This is a genomic window from Pseudomonas sp. Eqa60, from assembly GCF_018326405.1.
GTDB lineage: Bacteria > Pseudomonadota > Gammaproteobacteria > Pseudomonadales > Pseudomonadaceae > Aquipseudomonas > Aquipseudomonas protegens.
The window spans coordinates 6666628-6685319 of sequence record NZ_AP024342.1 but is presented as its reverse complement, the minus strand read 5'-3'; the positions used below and the strand labels follow the sequence as shown (position 1 = coordinate 6685319).

Below are 18692 nucleotides of genomic sequence, written 5' to 3'. Positions count from 1 at the left end.
CTACTCGCGCCAGTTGCTAACGAAGCTGGTAGACTCCGCCGCCATTATGATTCGACTTCAGAACCTGACTTTACAGCGTGGCCCGCAACGTCTGCTAGAAGACGCCGAGCTAACCCTGCACGCCGGCCAGAAAGCCGGCCTGATCGGTGCCAACGGCGCCGGCAAATCCAGCCTCTTTGCCTTGCTGCGCGGTGAGCTGCACCCGGACTCGGGTGACTGCTTCCTGCCGGCCGACTGGCGCATCGCCCACATGCGCCAGGAGGTCGATACCCTCGAGCGCCTGGCGGTGGACTATGTGCTCGACGGCGACTTGCGCCTGCGCCAGGTGCAGCGTGACCTGGCCGCTGCAGAAGCGGCCCAGGACGGCGCCGCGCAAGCGCGCTTGCACGCCGAGCTGGACAGCGCCGACGGTTACACCGCCGATGCGCGGGCGCGCAAGCTGCTGGCTGGCCTGGGTTTCACCAACGAGCAGATGGACCGTCAGGTCGGCGACTTCTCCGGGGGCTGGCGGATGCGCCTGAACCTGGCGCAGGCGCTGATGTGTCCCTCGGACCTGCTGCTGCTCGACGAACCTACCAACCACTTGGATCTCGACGCCATCATCTGGCTCGAAGAGTGGCTCAAGGGTTACCCCGGCACCTTGCTCCTGATCTCCCACGACCGGGACTTCCTCGATGCCGTGGTCGATCACGTGGCCCACGTCGACCAGCGCAAGATCACCCTCTATCGCGGTGGCTACAGCGCCTTCGAACGCGCCCGTGCCGAGCGTCTGGCCCAGCAGCAGCAAGCCTACGAGAAGCAGCAGGCGCAGCGCGCGCACATGGAAAGCTATATCGCCCGCTTCAAGGCCCAGGCCACCAAGGCCCGGCAGGCACAGAGCCGGATCAAGGCCCTGGAGCGCATGGAGGAGCTGTCGGCGGCACACGTCGATTCGCCCTTCGATTTCACCTTCCGTGAGTCGACGAAGATCTCCAGCCCGCTGATCGACCTCTCCGATGCCCGCCTGGGCTATGGCGAGCGTGCGGTCCTGGAGAAGGTCAAGCTGCAGCTGACTCCGGGCGCGCGGATCGGCCTACTGGGGCCCAACGGCGCCGGCAAGTCGACCCTGATCAAGAACCTCTCCGGCGAACTCCAGCCGCTGTCCGGGCGCCTGACCCGGGGCGAGAACACCGTTGTCGGTTACTTCGCCCAGCATCAGCTCGATTCCCTGGACTCCAAGGCCAGCCCCTTGCTGCATCTGCAGCGCCTGGCGCCCACCGAGCGCGAGCAGACCCTGCGCGACTTCCTCGGCGGCTTCGACTTCCGCGGCGCACGGATCGACGAGCCGGTGCTGAACTTCTCCGGCGGTGAAAAAGCCCGTTTGGCCTTGGCTCTGATTGCCTGGGAGCGGCCCAACCTGCTGCTGCTCGACGAACCCACCAACCACCTGGACCTGGAGATGCGCCTGGCCCTGACCATGGCCCTGCAAGAGTTCAGTGGTGCGGTGCTGGTGGTCTCCCACGATCGCCATCTGCTCAAGAGCACCACCGACAACTTCTTCCTGGTGGCCGACGGCAAGGTCGAAGAGTTCGACGGCGACCTGGACGACTACACCCGTTGGCTGGTGGATTACCGCCAGCGCAATGCCCCGGTCAGCAACACGCCGGTGAACCCGGACAAGACCGACAAGAAGGCCCAGCGCCAGGCCGCCGCGGCGTTGCGTCAGCAACTGGCACCGCACAAGCGCGAGGCCGACAAGCTGGAAGCCGAGTTGGGCAAGGTGCATGAGCGCCTGGCCAAGATCGAGGCCAGCCTGGGCGACAGCGGTTTGTACGAGGCTGCGCGCAAGGATGAGTTGCGGGATCTGCTGGCCGAGCAGGCCAAGCTCAAGACCCGTGAGTCCGAGCTGGAAGAAGCCTGGATGGAGGCCCTGGAACTGCTGGAAAGCATGCAGGCCGAGCTGGAGGCGCTGTCCTGATGGAGGCGCTGCAATTACCGTTGCCGGCCCAGTGGATCGGCCCGTTGTGGATTGGCGTGCAGATCCTGCTGATCCTCCTGGCGGGCTACCTGGCCCAGCGCTTCGTGGCTCGTGGCCTGACCCGCCTGGGCGAGCGCTACCCGTTCCCGCCGCAGTTGCTGATGCCCCTGCGGGGCGGCCTGCGCTGGCTGATCATGGGCAGCGCGGTGATCTTCGTGCTGGAGCGCCTGGGGGTTTCCGCCACGGTGCTGTGGACCGCCCTTTCAGGCTTCGTCGCCGTGGCGGCGGTGGCCTTCTTCGCCATGTGGAGCGTGCTCTCCAACCTGCTCTGCGCGATCCTGATCTTCACGGTTGGCCCGTTCCGCCTGGGTGACGTGGTGGAGCTGGTGGACACCGTCGACAAGCCTGGGGTCAAGGGCCGGGTCGTGGCGATCAACCTGCTGTACACCACCCTGATCGAAGCCGAGGAAGCCGGCACCGGCAGCGCCATGGTCCAGGTGCCCAACAGCCTGTTCTTCCAGCGCTCGGTGCGCCGCTGGCGTGGCACTGATGTGCTGCCCGTGGGCAGCGGCGAGAAGTAACCCCTTCCTCTGTAGCCGCTGCATCACCTTTGGGCGAAAAAAATATGGTCAGCCGCCAAGCGGAGGATTAGCTTAGGCAGTCACGACCAATTCGATCCGAGGTGTGCGATGGTGCTTGAGACATGGCTGGCGTTCTTTGCCGCCAGTTGGGTAATCAGTCTTTCCCCGGGCGCCGGCGCCATTGCGTCGATGTCCTGCGGCCTGCAATACGGTTTCTGGCGCGGCTACTGGAACGCCCTGGGGCTGCAACTGGGCCTGGCCATGCAGATTGCCATTGTCGCGGCCGGTGTCGGGGCCATTCTCGCGGCCTCTGCCACTGCCTTCTATGCCATCAAGTGGTTCGGTGTCGCCTACCTGGTGTACCTGGCGGTCAAGCAGTGGCGTGCGCTGCCCAGCGACCTCAGTGATGACGCCGCCATTCGCCCCATCGGCAAACCCCTGGCCCTGGTGTTTCGCGGTTTCCTGGTAAACATCAGCAACCCCAAGGCGCTGGTGTTCATGCTGGCGGTGTTGCCGCAGTTCATCGACCCCCATGCCCCCCTGGTCAAGCAGTACCTGATTCTCGGCGCCACCATGATCGTGGTCGACCTGATCGTCATGGCCGGCTATACGGGGCTGGCGTCCAAGGTCCTGCGCCTGTTGCGCACCCCGGTCCAGCAGCGGCGGATGAACCGCACCTTCGCCGGCCTGTTCCTCGGCGCTGCGGGTTTTCTGGCAACTATCCGCAAAGCGGCGGCCTAGGTTTGCAGGAACAAGAAAAGGCGACCCACCGGGTCGCCTTTTTCGTTTGCGTGCGGTTTAGCGCAGGATCACTGGCGCCGTGTCCGGCGGCTGGTTGTTGTGCATCGGCGCTTGGCGCGGTTGCTCGCAGCTGTCACGACCCAACTGCCGGGTGACGTCTTCGCCCAGGGGCTTGGACACTTTGCACAAGCAAGGAGAGCGGGTGCTAGCTGGGCGTGGGGCTGGTGGCCTGTGAGCGAAGATGTTTCAGCGGGGCTGATAAGCCTTGAGTGAAACTCGTTGGGAGGGAACAATATGTTACTTCTTATTTCCCTTTGAGATTTATTCATGATTGCCCCTTCCCGTTTACTGGCGTTGCTAGTGTTGCCGGTGCTGGCGCTTTTCAGCTTCAACCTGCTGGCCGATACCGTCGACGGCGCGCCCAAGGCCCTGCATTTGCTGGATTACATTGGCGCGGACTATCCCGCCACGGTCGAGGGGGGCAAGGTCATTGACGAGTCCGAGTACCGTGAGCAGGTGGAGTTTCTCGGCGTCCTGCAGGGGTTGATCGCCGATCTGCCGGCCAAACCGGAAAAGGCTGAACTGGAGCAAGGCGTTGTCAGCCTGCGCAAAGCGGTGGATGACCGCGTCGATGGCAATCAGGTAGCTCGCCAGGCGCGGCAGATGGGGGCTCGGCTGGCGGTAGCCTATGAGGTCAGCCAGGCGCCGATCATCACCCCGGATCCGACCCGTGGCGCGCCGTTGTACGCCCAGCACTGCTCGGTATGCCATGGCGAGCAGGGCGCCGGCGATGGTCCGGCGGGCGTGGGCATGACCCCACCACCGGCCAACCTGCGGGATGTCGAACGTCTCGACCGCCTGAGCCTGTATGCCATCTACAACACCCTGGGGTTGGGCGTGGAAGGCACCGACATGCCGTCCTTCGCTGATCAACTGGATGATCGCCAGCGTTGGGACTTGGCCACCTACATCGCCAGTTTCAGCGCCGACCCTGCGGCCGCCAAGGGCGAGCAGAGCTTCAATCTGGCCGACCTGGCCCGGCAGACACCGGGTGAAGTACTGGCCGCCCAGGGCCCTCAGGCAGCCGCGACTTTCCGCGCCCAGCGGGCCCAGCCGCCTCAGGTCAAGCGGGGGCCGGCGCAGTTGCTGGACTACACCGCATCGACCCTGGACAAGAGCCTGGCGGCCTATCGCAGCGGTGATCGCGAACAGGCCTACGATCTGTCGGTAGCGGCGTACCTGGAAGGTTTCGAGCTGGTAGAAAGCTCCCTGGACAACGTCGATGCCAACGTCCGCAAAGACACCGAAAAGGCCCTGATGGCCTACCGGCAGTCGTTGCAGGACGGTTTGCCGGTGGCCCAGGCCGAACAGCGTCTGGACGCGGCCAAGGCCAAGCTCAAGGAGTCCGCCGAGCTTCTGGGCGGCGACAGCCTGAGCTGGTCTCTGAGTTTTATTTCCGGCCTGCTGATCCTGCTGCGCGAAGGCCTGGAAGCGATCCTGGTGCTGGCGGCCATCCTCGCCTTCCTGCGTAACACCGGCCAGCAATCGGCGGTGCGCAGTGTCAACGTCGGCTGGGGACTGGCCTTGCTGGCCGGCCTGGGTACCTGGGCCTTGGCGGCCTACGTGATCGATGTCAGCGGTTCCCAGCGTGAACTGCTCGAAGGCGCCACCGCGCTGTTCGCCAGTGTCATGGTGCTGTGGCTCGGGGTGTGGATGCATGACCGCCGGCATGCGGCGGCCTGGCAGGACTACATCAAGAGCAGCCTGGTGGGCGGCGGCGGGCGTTTCGGCTTTGCTGTGCTGGCGTTCTTCTCGGTCTATCGCGAGCTGTTCGAAGTGATCCTGTTCTACGAAACCCTGTGGCTGCAGGCCGGCCCTGCCGGGCACAACGCGGTACTGGCCGGTGGCGCCACCGCCCTGGTGCTGCTGGTGGGGCTGGCCTGGGTGATCCTGCGGGGCTCGGCCAAGCTGCCCCTGGCGCTGTTCTTCGGCATCAACGCGGCACTGCTCTGCGCCTTGTCGGTGGTGTTCGCCGGGCACGGCGTCAAGGCGTTGCAGGAAGCGGGTATCTTCGGTACGCGGCCAGTGCCGTTCTTCGACTTCGACTGGCTGGGTATTCATGCCGACGCCTACTCGCTGGGTGCCCAGGCGGTGGCGATCCTGGCGATCGTGGTGCTCTACAGCCGCAGTCGCATGAGTGAGAAGCGCCGCGTGCAGGCTTCCTGAGCCGGCGTAGTTGATTGCGGGCAAGCCCGCTCCTGAAGGGGCGGCTTGCCCGTTCTGCATTCTGGAGGGAGAACATTCAATGCGTGTCTGGATCGATGCCGATGCCTGCCCCAAGGCGGCCAAGGATCAAGTAGTGCGCTTCGCCCTGAAGCGCCAGTTCGAAGTGGTGCTGGTGGCCGGACAGGCGCAGATCAAGCCGGCCTTCGCCTGCGTCAGGCTGATCGTGGTGCCCAGCGGCCCGGATGCCGCCGACGATTACCTGGTGGAGCACGCAGTGCCCGGTGAACTGGTGATCTGCAGTGACGTGCCGCTGGCCGACCGCCTGGTGAAAAAGGGCGTGGCGGCCCTGGACCCGCGGGGCAAGGAGTTCGACGCACAGAACATGGGCGAGCGCCTGGCGGTGCGCAACCTGTTTACCGACCTGCGTGAACAGGGGCAGGTCAGTGGTGGGCAAGCGCCCTATGGCGACCGGGAAAAACAGGCCTTCGCCAACGCCCTGGACCGCATCCTGACGCGCTTGGCGCGCCAGGCCTGAGGGGCGCTCGCTAGAGGCTCACTTGTCGCCTTCGTGGGTCAGCTCCAGCACCCGGTCCACCAGTTTGTTGATGCCCGAGGCCGCTTCGCTGATGGATTTCGCCAGCATGTAGGCGGGGGTGCTCACCAGTTTGCGCGCCTTGTCTTCGATGATCTCGCCCACTGCGCATTCGGCGTGGGTGGCGCCCATCTTGCCCAGGGCGGCTGCGGTGTCGGCATCGTTGCCGATGGTGCAGGTCACGCCGGGGCCGTAGATCTTCGCGGCCATGGCCGGGGCGATGCACATCAGGCCCACCGGCTTGCCGGCTTCGGCAAAGGCTTCGGCCAGGGCCAGGACGTCGGCCTGGACTGTGCAGGCAGCGCCTTCGGTGGCGAAGCTGGAGAGGTTCTTGGCTGCCCCGAAGCCACCGGGAATGATCAGCGCATCGAAGTCTTCGACGCGGGCTTCGCGCAGGTCCTTGACCTCACCCCGGGCGATGCGCGCCGATTCCACCAGCACGTTGCGGGTCTCGGCCATGGTTTCGCCGGTCAGGTGGTTGAGCACATGCATCTGGGGGATGTTCGGGGCGAAGCACTGCACCTGGGCGCCGCGTTGGTCGAGGCGCAGCAGGGTGATCACGCTTTCGTGGATTTCGGCGCCGTCGAACACGCCGCAACCGGAAAGGATCACTGCAACTTTTTTGCTCATGGGTTTTTCTCCAGATTCATGGCGCTAAATGTCCGCCTGTTTGTCACACCTGGCCATAGGGGGATGGAGTCGTCGGACCTAATCTTGGTTATCGATTTCGATCGGGTCGCGCCATGAACCTCATCCTCTATGCGGTGCCGTTTTTCTTTGTGTTGATTGTTGCTGAATTGTTGGCCGATCGCTGGCGGGGAGTGAATAACTACCGGGTTGCCGATGCGGTCAATAGCATCAGCACCGGCGTGTTGTCCACCACCACGGGCCTGCTGACCAAGGGGCTGGGCCTGGTCACTTATACCTTCGCCCTCCAGCACTGGGGGCTGTTCGAGCTGCCGGCGCACAGCCTCTGGGTGTGGATCGGGGCCTTTGTCCTGTACGACTTCTGCTACTACTGGCTGCATCGCTGCGGTCATGAACGCAATATCCTCTGGGCCGCTCACTCGGTGCACCACCAGAGCGAGGACTACAACCTCTCCACGGCTCTGCGCCAGACCAGCACCGGCTTCCTGTTGAGCTGGATCTTCTACCTGCCCCTGGCGGTACTCGGGGTGCCGCTGGTGGTGTTCGTCACGGTGGCAGCCCTCAATCTGCTGTATCAGTTCTGGGTACATACCCGGCACATCGGCAAGCTGGGCTGGTACGAATGGTTCTTCGTGACCCCCTCCAATCACCGGGCCCATCACGCGCAGAACGCTCTTTATATGGATCGCAACTACGGCGGGGTGTTCATTCTCTGGGACCGGCTGTTCGGCACCTACCAGGAAGAGGACGACAACGAGCCCGTGGTGTTCGGCGTGACGACTCCGCTGGCCAGTTGGAACCCGCTGTGGGCCAATCTGCAGTTCTATGCCCAGCTCTGGAATGATGCCCGGCGCACCGAGCATGTGCGGGACAAGCTGCGGATCTGGTTCATGCGCACCGGCTGGCGCCCGGCGGATGTGCAGGACCGTTATCCCCTGGCCAAGCCGGAGCTGAGCCAGTTTCGCAAATTCGAGGTGGCCCTGGATGTGCGGCGTCAGGTGTACGTGGTGCTGCAGTTCGCGGTGTATGTAGCCCTGGGCAGCTACCTGATGAATGCCCAGAGCAGCCTGTCGGTCCAGGCACTGCTGCTGGGCTGGGGCGCTATGGCCTTGGGGCTGTTCGTACTGGGCGCGGCTCTGGAGGATCGGCCCTGGAGCCTGAAACTGGAAGGGGCGCGGCTGCTGCTGAATCTGCCCCTGGTATGGCTGGCGCCGCTGGTCGGTCTGTGGCCGGCCAGCCCCTTGGCCTGGGTAGCGCTGGGCAGCTACAGCCTGCTGAGTGTCTGCGGGCTGTATGGCTGCGGCTCGCGTGTTACTCGGCTGGCGTCTTAGGTTCCCGGGCGGAGGCCTGTTCGGCTTCGTAGATCTGCTTGGCCAGGCGTGCGTTCTTGAAGCGCCGGCGCAGCCACAGGCCGAAGCCCAGGACCAGCAGGGCGCCCAGCACCCACAGCTCGTACTTCTTGATGCTGCCGAGCATGCCTTCCATGACTGCGCCGAAATGGTAGGCCGCCTGGGCCAGGGCTATGGCCCAGATCGCTGCGCCGATACCGTTGAGCAGCAGGTAGCGGCCCGGCGGATAGCCGGACAGGCCGATGGCCACCGGCATCACGGTGCGCAGCCCGTAGACGAAGCGAAAGCTCAGTACCCAGATATCCGGGTGCTTGCGGATATGCTCCAGCGCCCGGTCACCCATCATTTGCCAGCGCGGTTTGCGCGCCAGCAGCTTGCGGCCATGCTTGCGCCCCAGGAAGTACCACAGCTGGTCACCGGCGTAGCTGCCGAAGAAGGCAACCACCATCACCAGGTTGATATCCATGTATCCGCGGAACGCGAGAAATCCGGCAAGAACCAGAATGGTTTCGCCTTCGAAAAACGTGCCGAGAAAGAGGGCGAAGTAGCCGAAATCCTGAAGAAATTGTTGGAGCATTGTCTGGATGCTGGCGAAATGAACGCGCAGCCTACCCCTTCGACGACGTTCGGGAAAGTATCGAAATGTGTCTCGACGTGAACAATCCGGCCAATGACAATGAGTGTTGCTGCCGGTCAACAGCTTGAGCACAACTGTCATCTGTTCGTCATAATGCCCGCTTATAACTGTCCCGCTCGTCCGCCAGCGCGAGCCCTGGAGTCCGCCGTGAGCTTTACCCCCGCCAACCGTCTGTTTCCAGCCACTCGTCTGCGGCGCAACCGTCGCGATGACTTTTCCCGCCGTCTGGTGCGGGAAAACCGCCTGAGCGTGGATGACCTGATCCTGCCGGTGTTCGTGCTCGAGGGTGAGAATCGCCGCGAAGCGGTGGCTTCGATGCCCGGGGTCGAGCGCCTGACCATCGACCTGCTGCTGGAAGAGGCGGCGAACTGGGTCGAACTGGGAATTCCGGCACTGGCACTGTTTCCGGTGACGCCCGGGGCGCTCAAGTCCCTGGATGCGGCCGAGGCCTGGAACCCCGACGGCATCGCCCAGCGTGCCACCCGCGCCCTGCGCGAACGCTTTCCGGCCCTGGGGGTGATCACCGACGTTGCCCTTGACCCGTTCACTACCCATGGCCAGGACGGCATCCTCGACGAACAGGGTTATGTGCAGAACGACATCACCGTCGACGCCCTGGTGCGCCAGGCCCTGTCCCATGCCGAGGCCGGCGCCCAGGTGGTGGCACCGTCGGACATGATGGACGGGCGGGTCCAGGCGATCCGCGAGGCCCTGGAACTGGCCGGGCATGCCAACGTGCGCATCATGGCTTACTCGGCCAAGTACGCCAGCGCCTACTACGGCCCCTTCCGCGATGCGGTGGGCTCGGCGCTGAACCTGGGCAAGGCCGACAAGGCCTCGTACCAGATGGACCCGGCCAACGGCCAGGAAGCCCTGCATGAAGTGGCGGCGGACCTCGCCGAAGGCGCGGACATGGTCATGGTCAAGCCGGGCATGCCGTACCTGGACATCCTCTGGCGGGTCAAAGATGAATTCAAGGTGCCGACCTTTGTCTATCAGGTCAGCGGCGAATACGCCATGCACATGGCAGCAATCCAGAATGGTTGGTTGGGTGAGGGGGTTATTCTTGAATCCCTGACCGCTTTTAAACGTGCAGGTGCCGATGGCATCCTGACTTACTTTGCCGTTCGTGCTGCTCAATTGTTACGAGAGCAAAAATAGCCCTCCCAGGAACACGCGATGAATACTGAAGGACTCTCAGAAGTTGCCGTAAAAGAAGCTCAGCCGGTGGTCGAGCAAGTGGTGGAGACCCCGCCGGAGCTGGAGCCAGTGGCCCCGGCCGCGGTGGCCGAGACGCAACCGGCACCGGCCATCGTCATTCCCAACCTGGATGACAGCAGCCTGTACATCCACCGCGAGCTGTCGCAGCTGCAATTCAACATCCGCGTGCTGGAGCAGGCACTGGATGAGTCCTATCCGTTGCTGGAGCGCCTGAAGTTCCTGCTGATCTTCTCCAGCAACCTGGACGAGTTCTTCGAGATCCGCGTGGCGGGCCTGAAAAAGCAGATCACCTTCGCTCGCGAACAGGCCGGTGCCGACGGTCTGCAGCCGCACCAGGCGCTGGCGCGCATCAGTGAACTGGTGCACGGGCATGTCGACCGCCAGTACGCGATCCTCAACGACATCCTGTTGCCGGAACTGGAAAAACATCAGATCCGTTTCATCCGTCGCCGCTACTGGACCACCAAGCTCAAGACCTGGGTTCGCCGCTATTTCCGCGACGAGATCGCGCCGATCATCACCCCTATCGGCCTGGACCCGACGCACCCTTTCCCATTGCTGGTGAACAAGAGCCTGAACTTCATCGTCGAGCTGGAAGGCATCGACGCCTTCGGTCGCGATTCGGGCCTGGCGATCATCCCCGCGCCGCGCCTGCTGCCGCGGATCATCAAGGTGCCGGAAGAAGTCGGCGGTCCTGGTGACAACTATGTATTCCTCTCGTCGATGATCCACGCCCACGCCGATGACCTGTTCCAGGGCATGAAGGTAAAAGGCTGCTATCAGTTCCGCCTGACCCGAAACGCCGACCTGGCAGTGGACACCGAGGACGTCGAAGACCTGGCCCGTGCGCTGCGAGGCGAGCTGTTCTCCCGTCGCTACGGTGACGCGGTGCGCCTGGAGGTGGCCGACACCTGCCCCAAGCACCTGTCGGACTACCTGCTCAAGCAGTTCAACCTGCACGAGACCGAGCTGTACCAGGTCAACGGCCCGGTGAACCTGACGCGGCTGTTCAGCATCACCGGCCTGGACAGCCACCCGGAGCTGCAATACACCCCGTTCACTCCGCAGATCCCCAAGCTGCTGCAGAACAGCGAGAACATCTTCAGCGTCATCAGCAAGCAGGACATCCTGCTGCTGCACCCGTTCGAATCCTTCACCCCGGTGGTCGACCTGCTGCGCCAGGCTGCCAAGGATCCGCATGTGCTGGCAGTGCGCCAGACCCTGTACCGCAGCGGCGCCAACTCTGAGATCGTCGACGCCCTGGTGGACGCGGCGCGCAACGGCAAGGAGGTCACCGCGGTGATCGAATTGCGTGCGCGGTTTGACGAAGAGTCCAACCTGCAGATGGCCAGCCGTCTGCAGGCGGCCGGTGCGGTGGTGATCTACGGCGTGGTGGGGTTCAAGACCCACGCCAAGATGATGCTGATCCTGCGTCGCGAAGCCGGCGAGATCGTGCGTTATGCGCACCTGGGCACCGGCAACTACCACGCGGCCAACGCCCGTCTGTACACCGACTACAGTCTGCTGACCTCCGACGATGCCTTGTGCGAGGACGTGGGCAAGCTGTTCAGCCAGCTGATCGGCATGGGCAAGACCCTGCGCATGAAGAAGTTGCTGCATGCGCCGTTCACCCTGAAGAAGGGCATGCTCGACATGATCGCCCGGGAGACTCAGTTCGCCCTGGACGGCAAACCGGCGCACATCATCGCCAAGTTCAACTCATTGACCGATCCGAAGATCATTCGCGCGCTGTACAAGGCCAGCCAGTCGGGCGTGCGCATCGACCTGGTGGTGCGTGGCATGTGCTGCCTGCGTCCGGGCATTGCCGGGGTCTCGCACAACATCCACGTGCGCTCGATCATCGGCCGCTTCCTGGAGCACACCCGGGTGTTCTACTTCCTCAATGGCGGCGAGGAACAGATGTTCCTTTCCAGCGCCGACTGGATGGAGCGCAACCTCGACAAGCGGGTCGAAACCTGCTTCCCGGTGGAGGGCAAGAAGCTGATTCTGCGGGTCAAGAAAGAGTTGGAGAGCTATCTCACCGACAACACCCACAGCTGGAGCCTGCAGTCCGACGGCCGCTATATCCGCAACACGCCGACCGGCAACCAGAACCCGCGCAGTGCCCAGGCAACCCTGCTGGAGCGCCTTGGCAGCCCGGTGCTGCCGGTGCGCTAAGCGCGTCAGGCGTCGCCGATAATAAAAAGGCCAGCCCGATCACCGGGCTGGCCTTTTTTGTGCGGCTTGCAAGAACTGTGGGAGCTGGCTTGCCAGCGAAGGCGCCCCTGAGGGCGATGCAAGGGTTCGCGGCCTTTTCGCCGGCAAGCCGGCTCCTGCAGCTCCGTGGCAGGGTCAGTTGACGTTGAGCACGATGCCCACCCGGGTCAGCCATTCGGCCTCCAGGGCGAAGTCGGCCTGGGTCAGCTGGTTTTCATCCAGCCAGTTTTCCGGGAACTCCACGTCCAGCTGATCGCCCAGGGCGCTGAGGCTCACCTGAGGCATCTGCTGGGTGCCACGGATGTGATGGAAGAGGATGGCGAAACGCAGCAGCACGCACAGCCGGATCAGCTTGATGCCGTCGTCGCCGAACTCGGCGAATTTTTCCTTGGGGATGTTGCGGCGGTGGCCGCGCACCAGGAGAGCCAGCATCTGCTGGTCTTCCCGGGAGAAACCCGCCAGGTCCGAGTGCTCGATCAGGTAGGCACCGTGCTTGTGGTAGTGATAGTGGGCGATGTCCAGCCCCACTTCATGGACCTTGGCCGCCCAGCCCAGCAGTTCGCGCCAGATGCCGTCTTCCAGGTCCCAGTCCGCGGCAACCTGGTCGAAGGCGCGCAGGGCCTTGCCTTCTACGCGCGAGGCTTGTTCCAGGTCGACGTGGTAGCGCTCCATCAGCGAGCTGAGGGTGCGTTCACGGACGTCTTCGTGATGATGGCGGCCCAGCAGATCGTAGAGCACGCCTTCACGCAGGGCGCCTTCGCAGTGGTCCATGCGTTGCAGTTCCAGGGCATCGAAGATCGCTTCGAGAATTGCCAGGCCGGCGGGGAAGATCGCCCGGCGGTCGGGCTTGATACCTTCGAAGTCGATCTTCTCGGCGTCGCCGAGCTTGAACAGCTTGCGCTTGAGCCAGGCCAGCCCTTCGGCGTTGACCTCGCCGCTGCCCTGGCCGCCAGCCTTGAGGGCCAGGCCAATGGCGCGAATGGTTCCGGACGAGCCGATGGCTTCGTCCCAGGTCAGGCGATGCAGGGCATGTTCGATGCTCATGATCTCCAGGCGTGCGGCGGTGTAGGCCTGGGCATAGCGGGCAGGGGTGATCTTGCCGTCGCGGAAATAGCGCTGGGTGAAGCTTACGCAGCCCATCTGCAGGCTCTCGCGCAGCAGGGGTTCGAAGCGCTGGCCGATGATGAATTCGGTACTGCCGCCGCCGATGTCGGCCACCAGGCGCTTGCCCGGGGTGTCGGCGAGGGTGTGGGACACCCCGAGGTAGATCAGGCGGGCTTCTTCACGGCCGGAGATGACTTCCACCGGGTGGCCGAGGATTTCCTCGGCACGGCGAATGAACTCGCCGCGGTTGCGGGCTTCGCGCAGGGCGTTGGTGCCGACGATGCGCACCGTGCCCTGGGGCATGCCGTTGATCAGTTGGGCGAAGCGCTTGAGGCAGTCGAGACCGCGCTGCATGGATTCTTCGTTGAGCTGGCGTTCTTCGTCGATGCCGGCGGCCAGTTGAACCTTTTCTCCGAGCCGCTCGAGAATGCGGATTTCACCGTTCCGGGCCTTGGCCACGACCATGTGAAAGCTGTTGGAGCCCAGATCGATCGCGGCGATCAGGGACAGATTCTTGGCTTGGGATTGGGGCATGGTGGGGGGTCTCGGTCGATAACCTCGCCATCCTGCCACGATCAACGGCTCGCGCCAACGCGCAGTGTCCAATGCGTTGATTCAACGCATAAAAGCCTGCGCCGGGGCGGTGGGCCGGCGGTTCCCTGGCCAGTAAAGATCCCGTTCAATCGGGCGAGCCGCTCCTTGGCAGCCAGGCAAAGACCCAGCTGCAACAGGTGCGTGGTGCCGGCCGGGGTTGCCGAATGGCCTGTGCAACCCGCGTAACGTCCCCAGCTGAGCTATACCCAAACTCGTGGGGCACCATAGTTAGAGTCAATCATCTCCGGCTTCCTGAACGCGGGAAGGGCAGATATGATGGGCCACGTTTTTTTGCTTACAACCTGGAGAATTCCATGAGCAGCGATCTTATCAAACACGTCAGCGACGCCAGCTTCGAGGCCGACGTACTCAAAGCCGAAGGCGCTGTACTGGTCGACTACTGGGCCGAGTGGTGTGGCCCATGCAAAATGATCGCTCCGGTTCTGGACGAAATTGCTGAAACCTACAAGGGCAAGCTGACCGTTGCCAAGCTGAACATCGACGAGAACCAGGAAACCCCGGCCAAGCATGGCGTGCGTGGTATCCCGACCTTGATGCTGTTCAAGAACGGCAACGTCGAAGCTACCAAGGTTGGCGCACTGTCGAAGTCGCAACTGGCTGCCTTCCTCGACGCCAACATCTAAGCGTCGATTTTCAGTGCCCTGGAAAAGCCCCGCAAAATGCGGGGCTTTTTCGTAATTGAGGGCTAGACGCTCCGAAACTCAGGTGTTACATTCGGCCCCGCACTGGTTTCTCCATTGCCCCCTGCAAGCCGTCGCCGACGCTCTCCTTTTCGAATTAGTACGCGATCCTGTCGCCTTCTCTGCGGCGCGGCCTCATTAAGCCAAAAGCTTAATTTCCCCCCTCTATAAATGATTACGTCATTCCTATATGAATCTGACTGAACTCAAGCAAAAGCCGATTACCGAACTGCTCGAATTGGCCGAACAGATGGGCATAGAAAATATGGCCCGTTCGCGCAAGCAGGACGTGATTTTCTCCCTGCTGAAAAAGCACGCGAAAAGCGGTGAGGAAATCTCCGGTGATGGCGTGCTGGAGATCCTCCAGGACGGCTTCGGCTTCCTTCGCTCTGCTGACGCCTCCTATCTCGCTGGCCCGGACGATATCTACGTCTCGCCAAGCCAGATCCGTCGCTTCAACTTGCGCACCGGTGACACCATCGTTGGCAAGATCCGCCCTCCCAAGGAAGGCGAGCGTTACTTCGCGCTGCTCAAGGTCGATACCATCAACTACGACCGCCCAGAGAACGCCAAGAACAAGATTCTGTTCGAAAACCTGACGCCGCTGTTCCCGACCGTGCGCATGAAGATGGAAGCCGGCAACGGTTCCACCGAAGACCTGACCGGTCGTGTGATCGATCTGTGCGCCCCGATCGGTAAAGGCCAGCGTGGTCTGATCGTTGCTCCGCCAAAGGCGGGCAAGACCATCATGCTGCAGAACATCGCGTCGAACATCACGCGCAACAACCCTGAAGTTCATCTGATCGTGCTGCTGATCGACGAGCGTCCGGAAGAAGTGACCGAAATGCAGCGCACCGTGCGCGGCGAAGTGGTCGCCTCCACCTTCGACGAGCCGCCAACCCGCCACGTGCAAGTGGCCGAGATGGTGATCGAGAAGGCCAAGCGCCTGGTCGAACACAAGAAGGACGTGGTGATCCTGCTGGACTCCATCACCCGTCTGGCCCGTGCCTACAACACCGTGATCCCGAGCTCCGGCAAGGTCCTGACCGGTGGTGTCGATGCCCACGCCCTGGAGAAACCGAAGCGTTTCTTCGGCGCCGCGCGGAACATCGAGGAAGGCGGCTCGCTGACCATCATCGCTACCGCGCTGGTTGAAACCGGCTCGAAGATGGATGAAGTGATCTACGAAGAGTTCAAGGGTACCGGCAACATGGAACTGCCCCTGGACCGCAAGATCGCTGAAAAGCGCGTCTTCCCGGCCATTAACATCAACCGTTCCGGCACTCGCCGCGAAGAGTTGCTGACCGCCGACGACGAGCTGCAGCGCATGTGGATCCTGCGCAAGCTGCTGCATCCCATGGATGAAGTCGCTGCCATCGAATTCCTGGTCGACAAGTTGAAACAGACCAAGACCAACGATGAGTTCTTCCTGTCGATGAAACGCAAGTAAATCGATCAGGCCAGCAAGAGCCGGGGAAACCCGGCTTTTTGCTATCTGACATTCTCTATTCTGAACCTGTGGGTTCGGCGCTAAACTGCCTGCCCCGAATGCCACGGCGAAAACGAGGCTCACGCATGCAGTATCGCGACTTGCGCGACTTTATCAGCGGCCTGGAACAGCGCTCGGAACTCAAGCGCATCCAGGTTCCGGTGTCCCCAGTGCTGGAAATGACCGAGGTCTGCGATCGCACCTTGCGTGCCAAAGGCCCGGCCCTGCTGTTTGAAAACCCCACCGGTTATGACATCCCCGTGCTCGGCAACCTGTTCGGCACCCCCGAGCGCGTGGCCCTGGGCATGGGCGCCGAGGCGGTCAGCGAACTGCGCGAGATCGGCAAGCTGCTGGCGTTCCTCAAGGAGCCGGAGCCGCCCAAGGGGCTCAAGGACGCCTGGTCCAAGCTGCCGATCTTCCGCAAGATCATTTCCATGGCGCCCAAGGTGGTCAAGGATGCGGTGTGCCAGGAAGTGGTGATCGAAGGCGACGACGTCGACCTTGGCATGCTGCCGGTGCAGACCTGCTGGCCGGGCGATGTCGGCCCGCTGATCACTTGGGGCCTGACCGTGACCAAGGGCCCGAACAAGGACCGGCAGAACCTGGGTATCTATCGTCAGCAGGTGATCGGCCGCAACAAGGTGATCATGCGCTGGCTGAGCCACCGCGGCGGCGCGCTGGATTACCGCGAGTGGTGCGAGAAGCACCCGGGCCAGCCGTTCCCGGTGTCGGTGGCGCTGGGCGCGGACCCGGCGACCATTCTCGGCGCCGTGACCCCGGTGCCGGACAGCCTTTCCGAATACGCCTTTGCCGGCCTGCTGCGGGGCAACCGCACTGAGCTGGTGAAGTGCCGCGGTAACGACCTGCAGGTTCCGGCCACGGCTGAAATCATCCTTGAAGGGGTGATCCATCCCGGCGAGATGGCCGATGAAGGCCCGTACGGCGACCACACTGGCTACTACAACGAGGTCGACAGCTTTCCGGTGTTCACCGTGGAGCGCATCACCCACCGCATCAAGCCGATCTACCACAGCACCTACACCGGCCGGCCGCCCGATGAGCCGGCGATCCTCGGCGTCGCGCTGAACGAGGTCTTCGTGCCGATCCTGCAGAAGCAGTTTCCGGAAATCACCGACTTCTACCTGCCGCCCGAAGGCTGTTCCTACCGCATGGCGGTGGTGACCATGAAGAAGCAGTACCCGGGCCACGCCAAGCGGGTCATGCTGGGTGTCTGGTCGTTTTTGCGACAGTTCATGTACACCAAGTTCGTTATCGTCACCGACGACGATATCAATGCCCGGGACTGGAACGATGTGATCTGGGCCATCACCACGCGCATGGACCCCAAGCGCGACACGGTGATGATCGACAACACCCCGATCGACTACCTCGACTTCGCCTCGCCGGTGTCTGGCCTGGGTTCGAAGATGGGGCTCGATGCGACTCACAAGTGGCCTGGAGAAACCACCCGAGAGTGGGGCCGGGTCATCGTCAAGGATGAGGCGGTCACCCGCCGGATCGATGCCATCTGGAATCAGTTAGGAATAGATTGATGCGTGTAACCTTGCAGCCCTCCGGAGCCGTGCTTGAGACGCTGCCCGGCGAGCGGATTCTCGATGCGGCGCGGCGCCTGGGCTATGAATGCCCGCAGAGCTGCCGCAATGGCAACTGTCATGTCTGTGCGGCGCTGCTGGTGGAGGGCAGCGTGCAGCAAGCTGGCGACGTGCGTGATCACGGCGAGTTCTACACTTGCATTGCAGAGCCGCTGGAAGACTGCATCGTGCTGTGGGATGGCGTCCTTGCGCTGGGAGAATTGCCGGTGCGCAGCCTGTCGTGTCAGCTTACTGAATGCCTGGAGGTCGGCGGCGATGTCTGGCGGGTCAGGCTGCGGGCACCGGCCGGCAAGCCGCCGCGCTATCACGCCGGGCAGTACCTGATGCTGGAGCGGGATAACGGTGAGAAGTCGGCCTTTTCCCTGGCATCGGCGCCTCACAGCGGGCGAGATCTGGAACTGCATGTGCTGGTGCGCGAGAACAGTGCGCAAAGCCTGATGGAGCAACTGCAGCGCAACCGCATGGCTCGGGTGCAGTTGCCTTTTGGCGACACCCACCTGGCCGAGTTGCCGGATGGGCCGCTGGTGCTGATCGCCGCCGGTACCGGCATGGCGCAGATGCACAGCCTGATCGAGCATTGTCGGGCCGCCGGCTTCAAGCATCCGGTGCACCTGTACTGGGGCGTGCGCCGGCCGGAAGATTTCTACCAGCTGGAACACTGGGACGAGTGGCAGCAACTGCCCAACCTCTACCTGCACAAAGTGGTCAGCGACCTGTGTGGCTGGGAGGGGCGCTGCGGCATGCTGCATGAAGCGGTGTGCGAGGACATTACCGACCTGTCGGCGGTACACGTTTACGCCAGCGGCTCGCCGGCGATGATCTACGCCACCCTGGATGCGCTGGTGAGTGCCGGGATGGATGCCCACCAAATGCGCGCCGACGTGTTTGCCTACGCCCCGCGGCCCTGACTGCATCGGGCCTGCGCGGCGCGTTATAACTCTGTATATAGCCTATCGGTATTTATCTAATTAAATAAATGCCGGTAGGTTATATATAAGCCTCCAACTTAAGTGCCACTGCTT

Annotated in this window: 15 protein-coding genes and 1 pseudogene; 12 read left to right on the top strand and 4 right to left on the bottom strand. The window is 63.0% G+C overall.

The features are described from left to right. Nucleotides 1-46 precede the first annotated feature (46 nt). The 3 genes from KI242_RS30400 to KI242_RS30390 all read left to right on the top strand — a co-directional run bounded on the left by KI242_RS30400 (nt 47) and on the right by KI242_RS30390 (nt 3279). Complete coding sequence (locus KI242_RS30400; protein ID WP_011064166.1) at nt 47-1957, top strand: ATP-binding cassette domain-containing protein; 1911 nt, start codon at nt 47-49, stop codon at nt 1955-1957. Beyond that, nucleotides 1957-2538: a mechanosensitive ion channel family protein gene (locus KI242_RS30395; RefSeq protein ID WP_011064165.1), complete on the top strand. Its 582-nt coding sequence runs from the start codon at nt 1957-1959 to the stop codon at nt 2536-2538. The genes KI242_RS30400 and KI242_RS30395 overlap by 1 nt, the downstream gene beginning before the upstream one ends. Before the next feature lie 108 nt (nt 2539-2646). Beyond that, nucleotides 2647-3279 carry a LysE family transporter gene (locus KI242_RS30390; RefSeq protein ID WP_011064164.1) on the top strand — a complete coding sequence of 211 codons (633 nt, stop codon included), beginning with the start codon at nt 2647-2649 and terminating at the stop codon, nt 3277-3279. A gap of 57 nt (nt 3280-3336) precedes the next feature. Here KI242_RS30390 and KI242_RS30385 read toward each other — a convergent pair. Further along, nucleotides 3337-3459 (bottom strand): annotated as a pseudogene (locus KI242_RS30385) (penicillin-binding protein activator LpoB); the annotation flags it as partial. A gap of 147 nt (nt 3460-3606) precedes the next feature. Here KI242_RS30385 and KI242_RS30380 point away from each other — a divergent pair. Continuing rightward, on the top strand, nt 3607-5505 hold the full coding sequence (locus tag KI242_RS30380; protein WP_053154464.1) for a cytochrome c/FTR1 family iron permease: 1899 nt from the start codon (nt 3607-3609) through the stop codon (nt 5503-5505). A gap of 79 nt (nt 5506-5584) precedes the next feature. Next, nucleotides 5585-6040, top strand: a complete 456-nt coding sequence (locus tag KI242_RS30375; RefSeq protein ID WP_015637443.1) for a YaiI/YqxD family protein — start codon at nt 5585-5587, stop codon at nt 6038-6040. A gap of 18 nt (nt 6041-6058) precedes the next feature. Here the strand turns inward: KI242_RS30375 and elbB are convergent, their stop codons facing one another. Further along, the gene (gene elbB / locus KI242_RS30370) at nt 6059-6727 is read right to left on the bottom strand and encodes an isoprenoid biosynthesis glyoxalase ElbB (RefSeq protein WP_015637442.1); all 669 of its coding nucleotides are present in this window, start codon (nt 6725-6727) and stop codon (nt 6059-6061) included. Between the two features lie 113 nt (nt 6728-6840). Here elbB and KI242_RS30365 point away from each other — a divergent pair, with 113 nt between their 5' ends. Continuing rightward, complete coding sequence (locus KI242_RS30365; protein ID WP_053160382.1) at nt 6841-8076, top strand: sterol desaturase family protein; 1236 nt, start codon at nt 6841-6843, stop codon at nt 8074-8076. On the opposite strand, the gene KI242_RS30360 is transcribed toward KI242_RS30365, so the two are convergent. Next, nucleotides 8057-8671, bottom strand: a complete 615-nt coding sequence (locus tag KI242_RS30360) for a DedA family protein (protein ID WP_011064160.1) — start codon at nt 8669-8671, stop codon at nt 8057-8059. The genes KI242_RS30365 and KI242_RS30360 overlap by 20 nt on opposite strands. A 207-nt stretch (nt 8672-8878) precedes the next feature. Here KI242_RS30360 and hemB point away from each other — a divergent pair, with 207 nt between their 5' ends. Continuing rightward, entirely contained in the window at nt 8879-9892 is a 1014-nt protein-coding gene (gene hemB / locus KI242_RS30355) for a porphobilinogen synthase (RefSeq protein WP_011064159.1), read from the top strand. 18 nt (nt 9893-9910) lie between these two features. Next, nucleotides 9911-12130 (top strand): polyphosphate kinase 1, encoded by a 2220-nt coding sequence (ppk1, locus tag KI242_RS30350; protein ID WP_015637439.1) that lies wholly within the window; start codon nt 9911-9913, stop codon nt 12128-12130. Nucleotides 12131-12304: 174 nt separating this feature from the next. Here ppk1 and ppx read toward each other — a convergent pair whose 3' ends face one another. Then, on the bottom strand, nt 12305-13807 hold the full coding sequence (gene ppx, locus KI242_RS30345) for an exopolyphosphatase (protein ID WP_011064157.1): 1503 nt from the start codon (nt 13805-13807) through the stop codon (nt 12305-12307). A 374-nt stretch (nt 13808-14181) separates the two neighbouring features. On the opposite strand from ppx, the gene trxA reads away from it, so the two are divergent. The 4 genes from trxA (at nt 14182) to KI242_RS30325 (ending at nt 18578) form a co-directional block, all read left to right on the top strand. Continuing rightward, nucleotides 14182-14511: a thioredoxin TrxA gene (trxA, locus tag KI242_RS30340; RefSeq protein ID WP_003206727.1), complete on the top strand. Its 330-nt coding sequence runs from the start codon at nt 14182-14184 to the stop codon at nt 14509-14511. A gap of 247 nt (nt 14512-14758) precedes the next feature. Continuing rightward, nucleotides 14759-16018, top strand: coding sequence for a transcription termination factor Rho (gene rho / locus KI242_RS30335; protein WP_011064156.1), 1260 nt, complete (start codon nt 14759-14761; stop codon nt 16016-16018). Nucleotides 16019-16143: 125 nt separating this feature from the next. Next, on the top strand, nt 16144-17610 hold the full coding sequence (gene ubiD, locus KI242_RS30330; protein WP_011064155.1) for a 4-hydroxy-3-polyprenylbenzoate decarboxylase: 1467 nt from the start codon (nt 16144-16146) through the stop codon (nt 17608-17610). Next, on the top strand, nt 17610-18578 hold the full coding sequence (locus KI242_RS30325; RefSeq protein WP_011064154.1) for a CDP-6-deoxy-delta-3,4-glucoseen reductase: 969 nt from the start codon (nt 17610-17612) through the stop codon (nt 18576-18578). The genes ubiD and KI242_RS30325 overlap by 1 nt, the downstream gene beginning before the upstream one ends. Nucleotides 18579-18692: the final 114 nt, after the last annotated feature.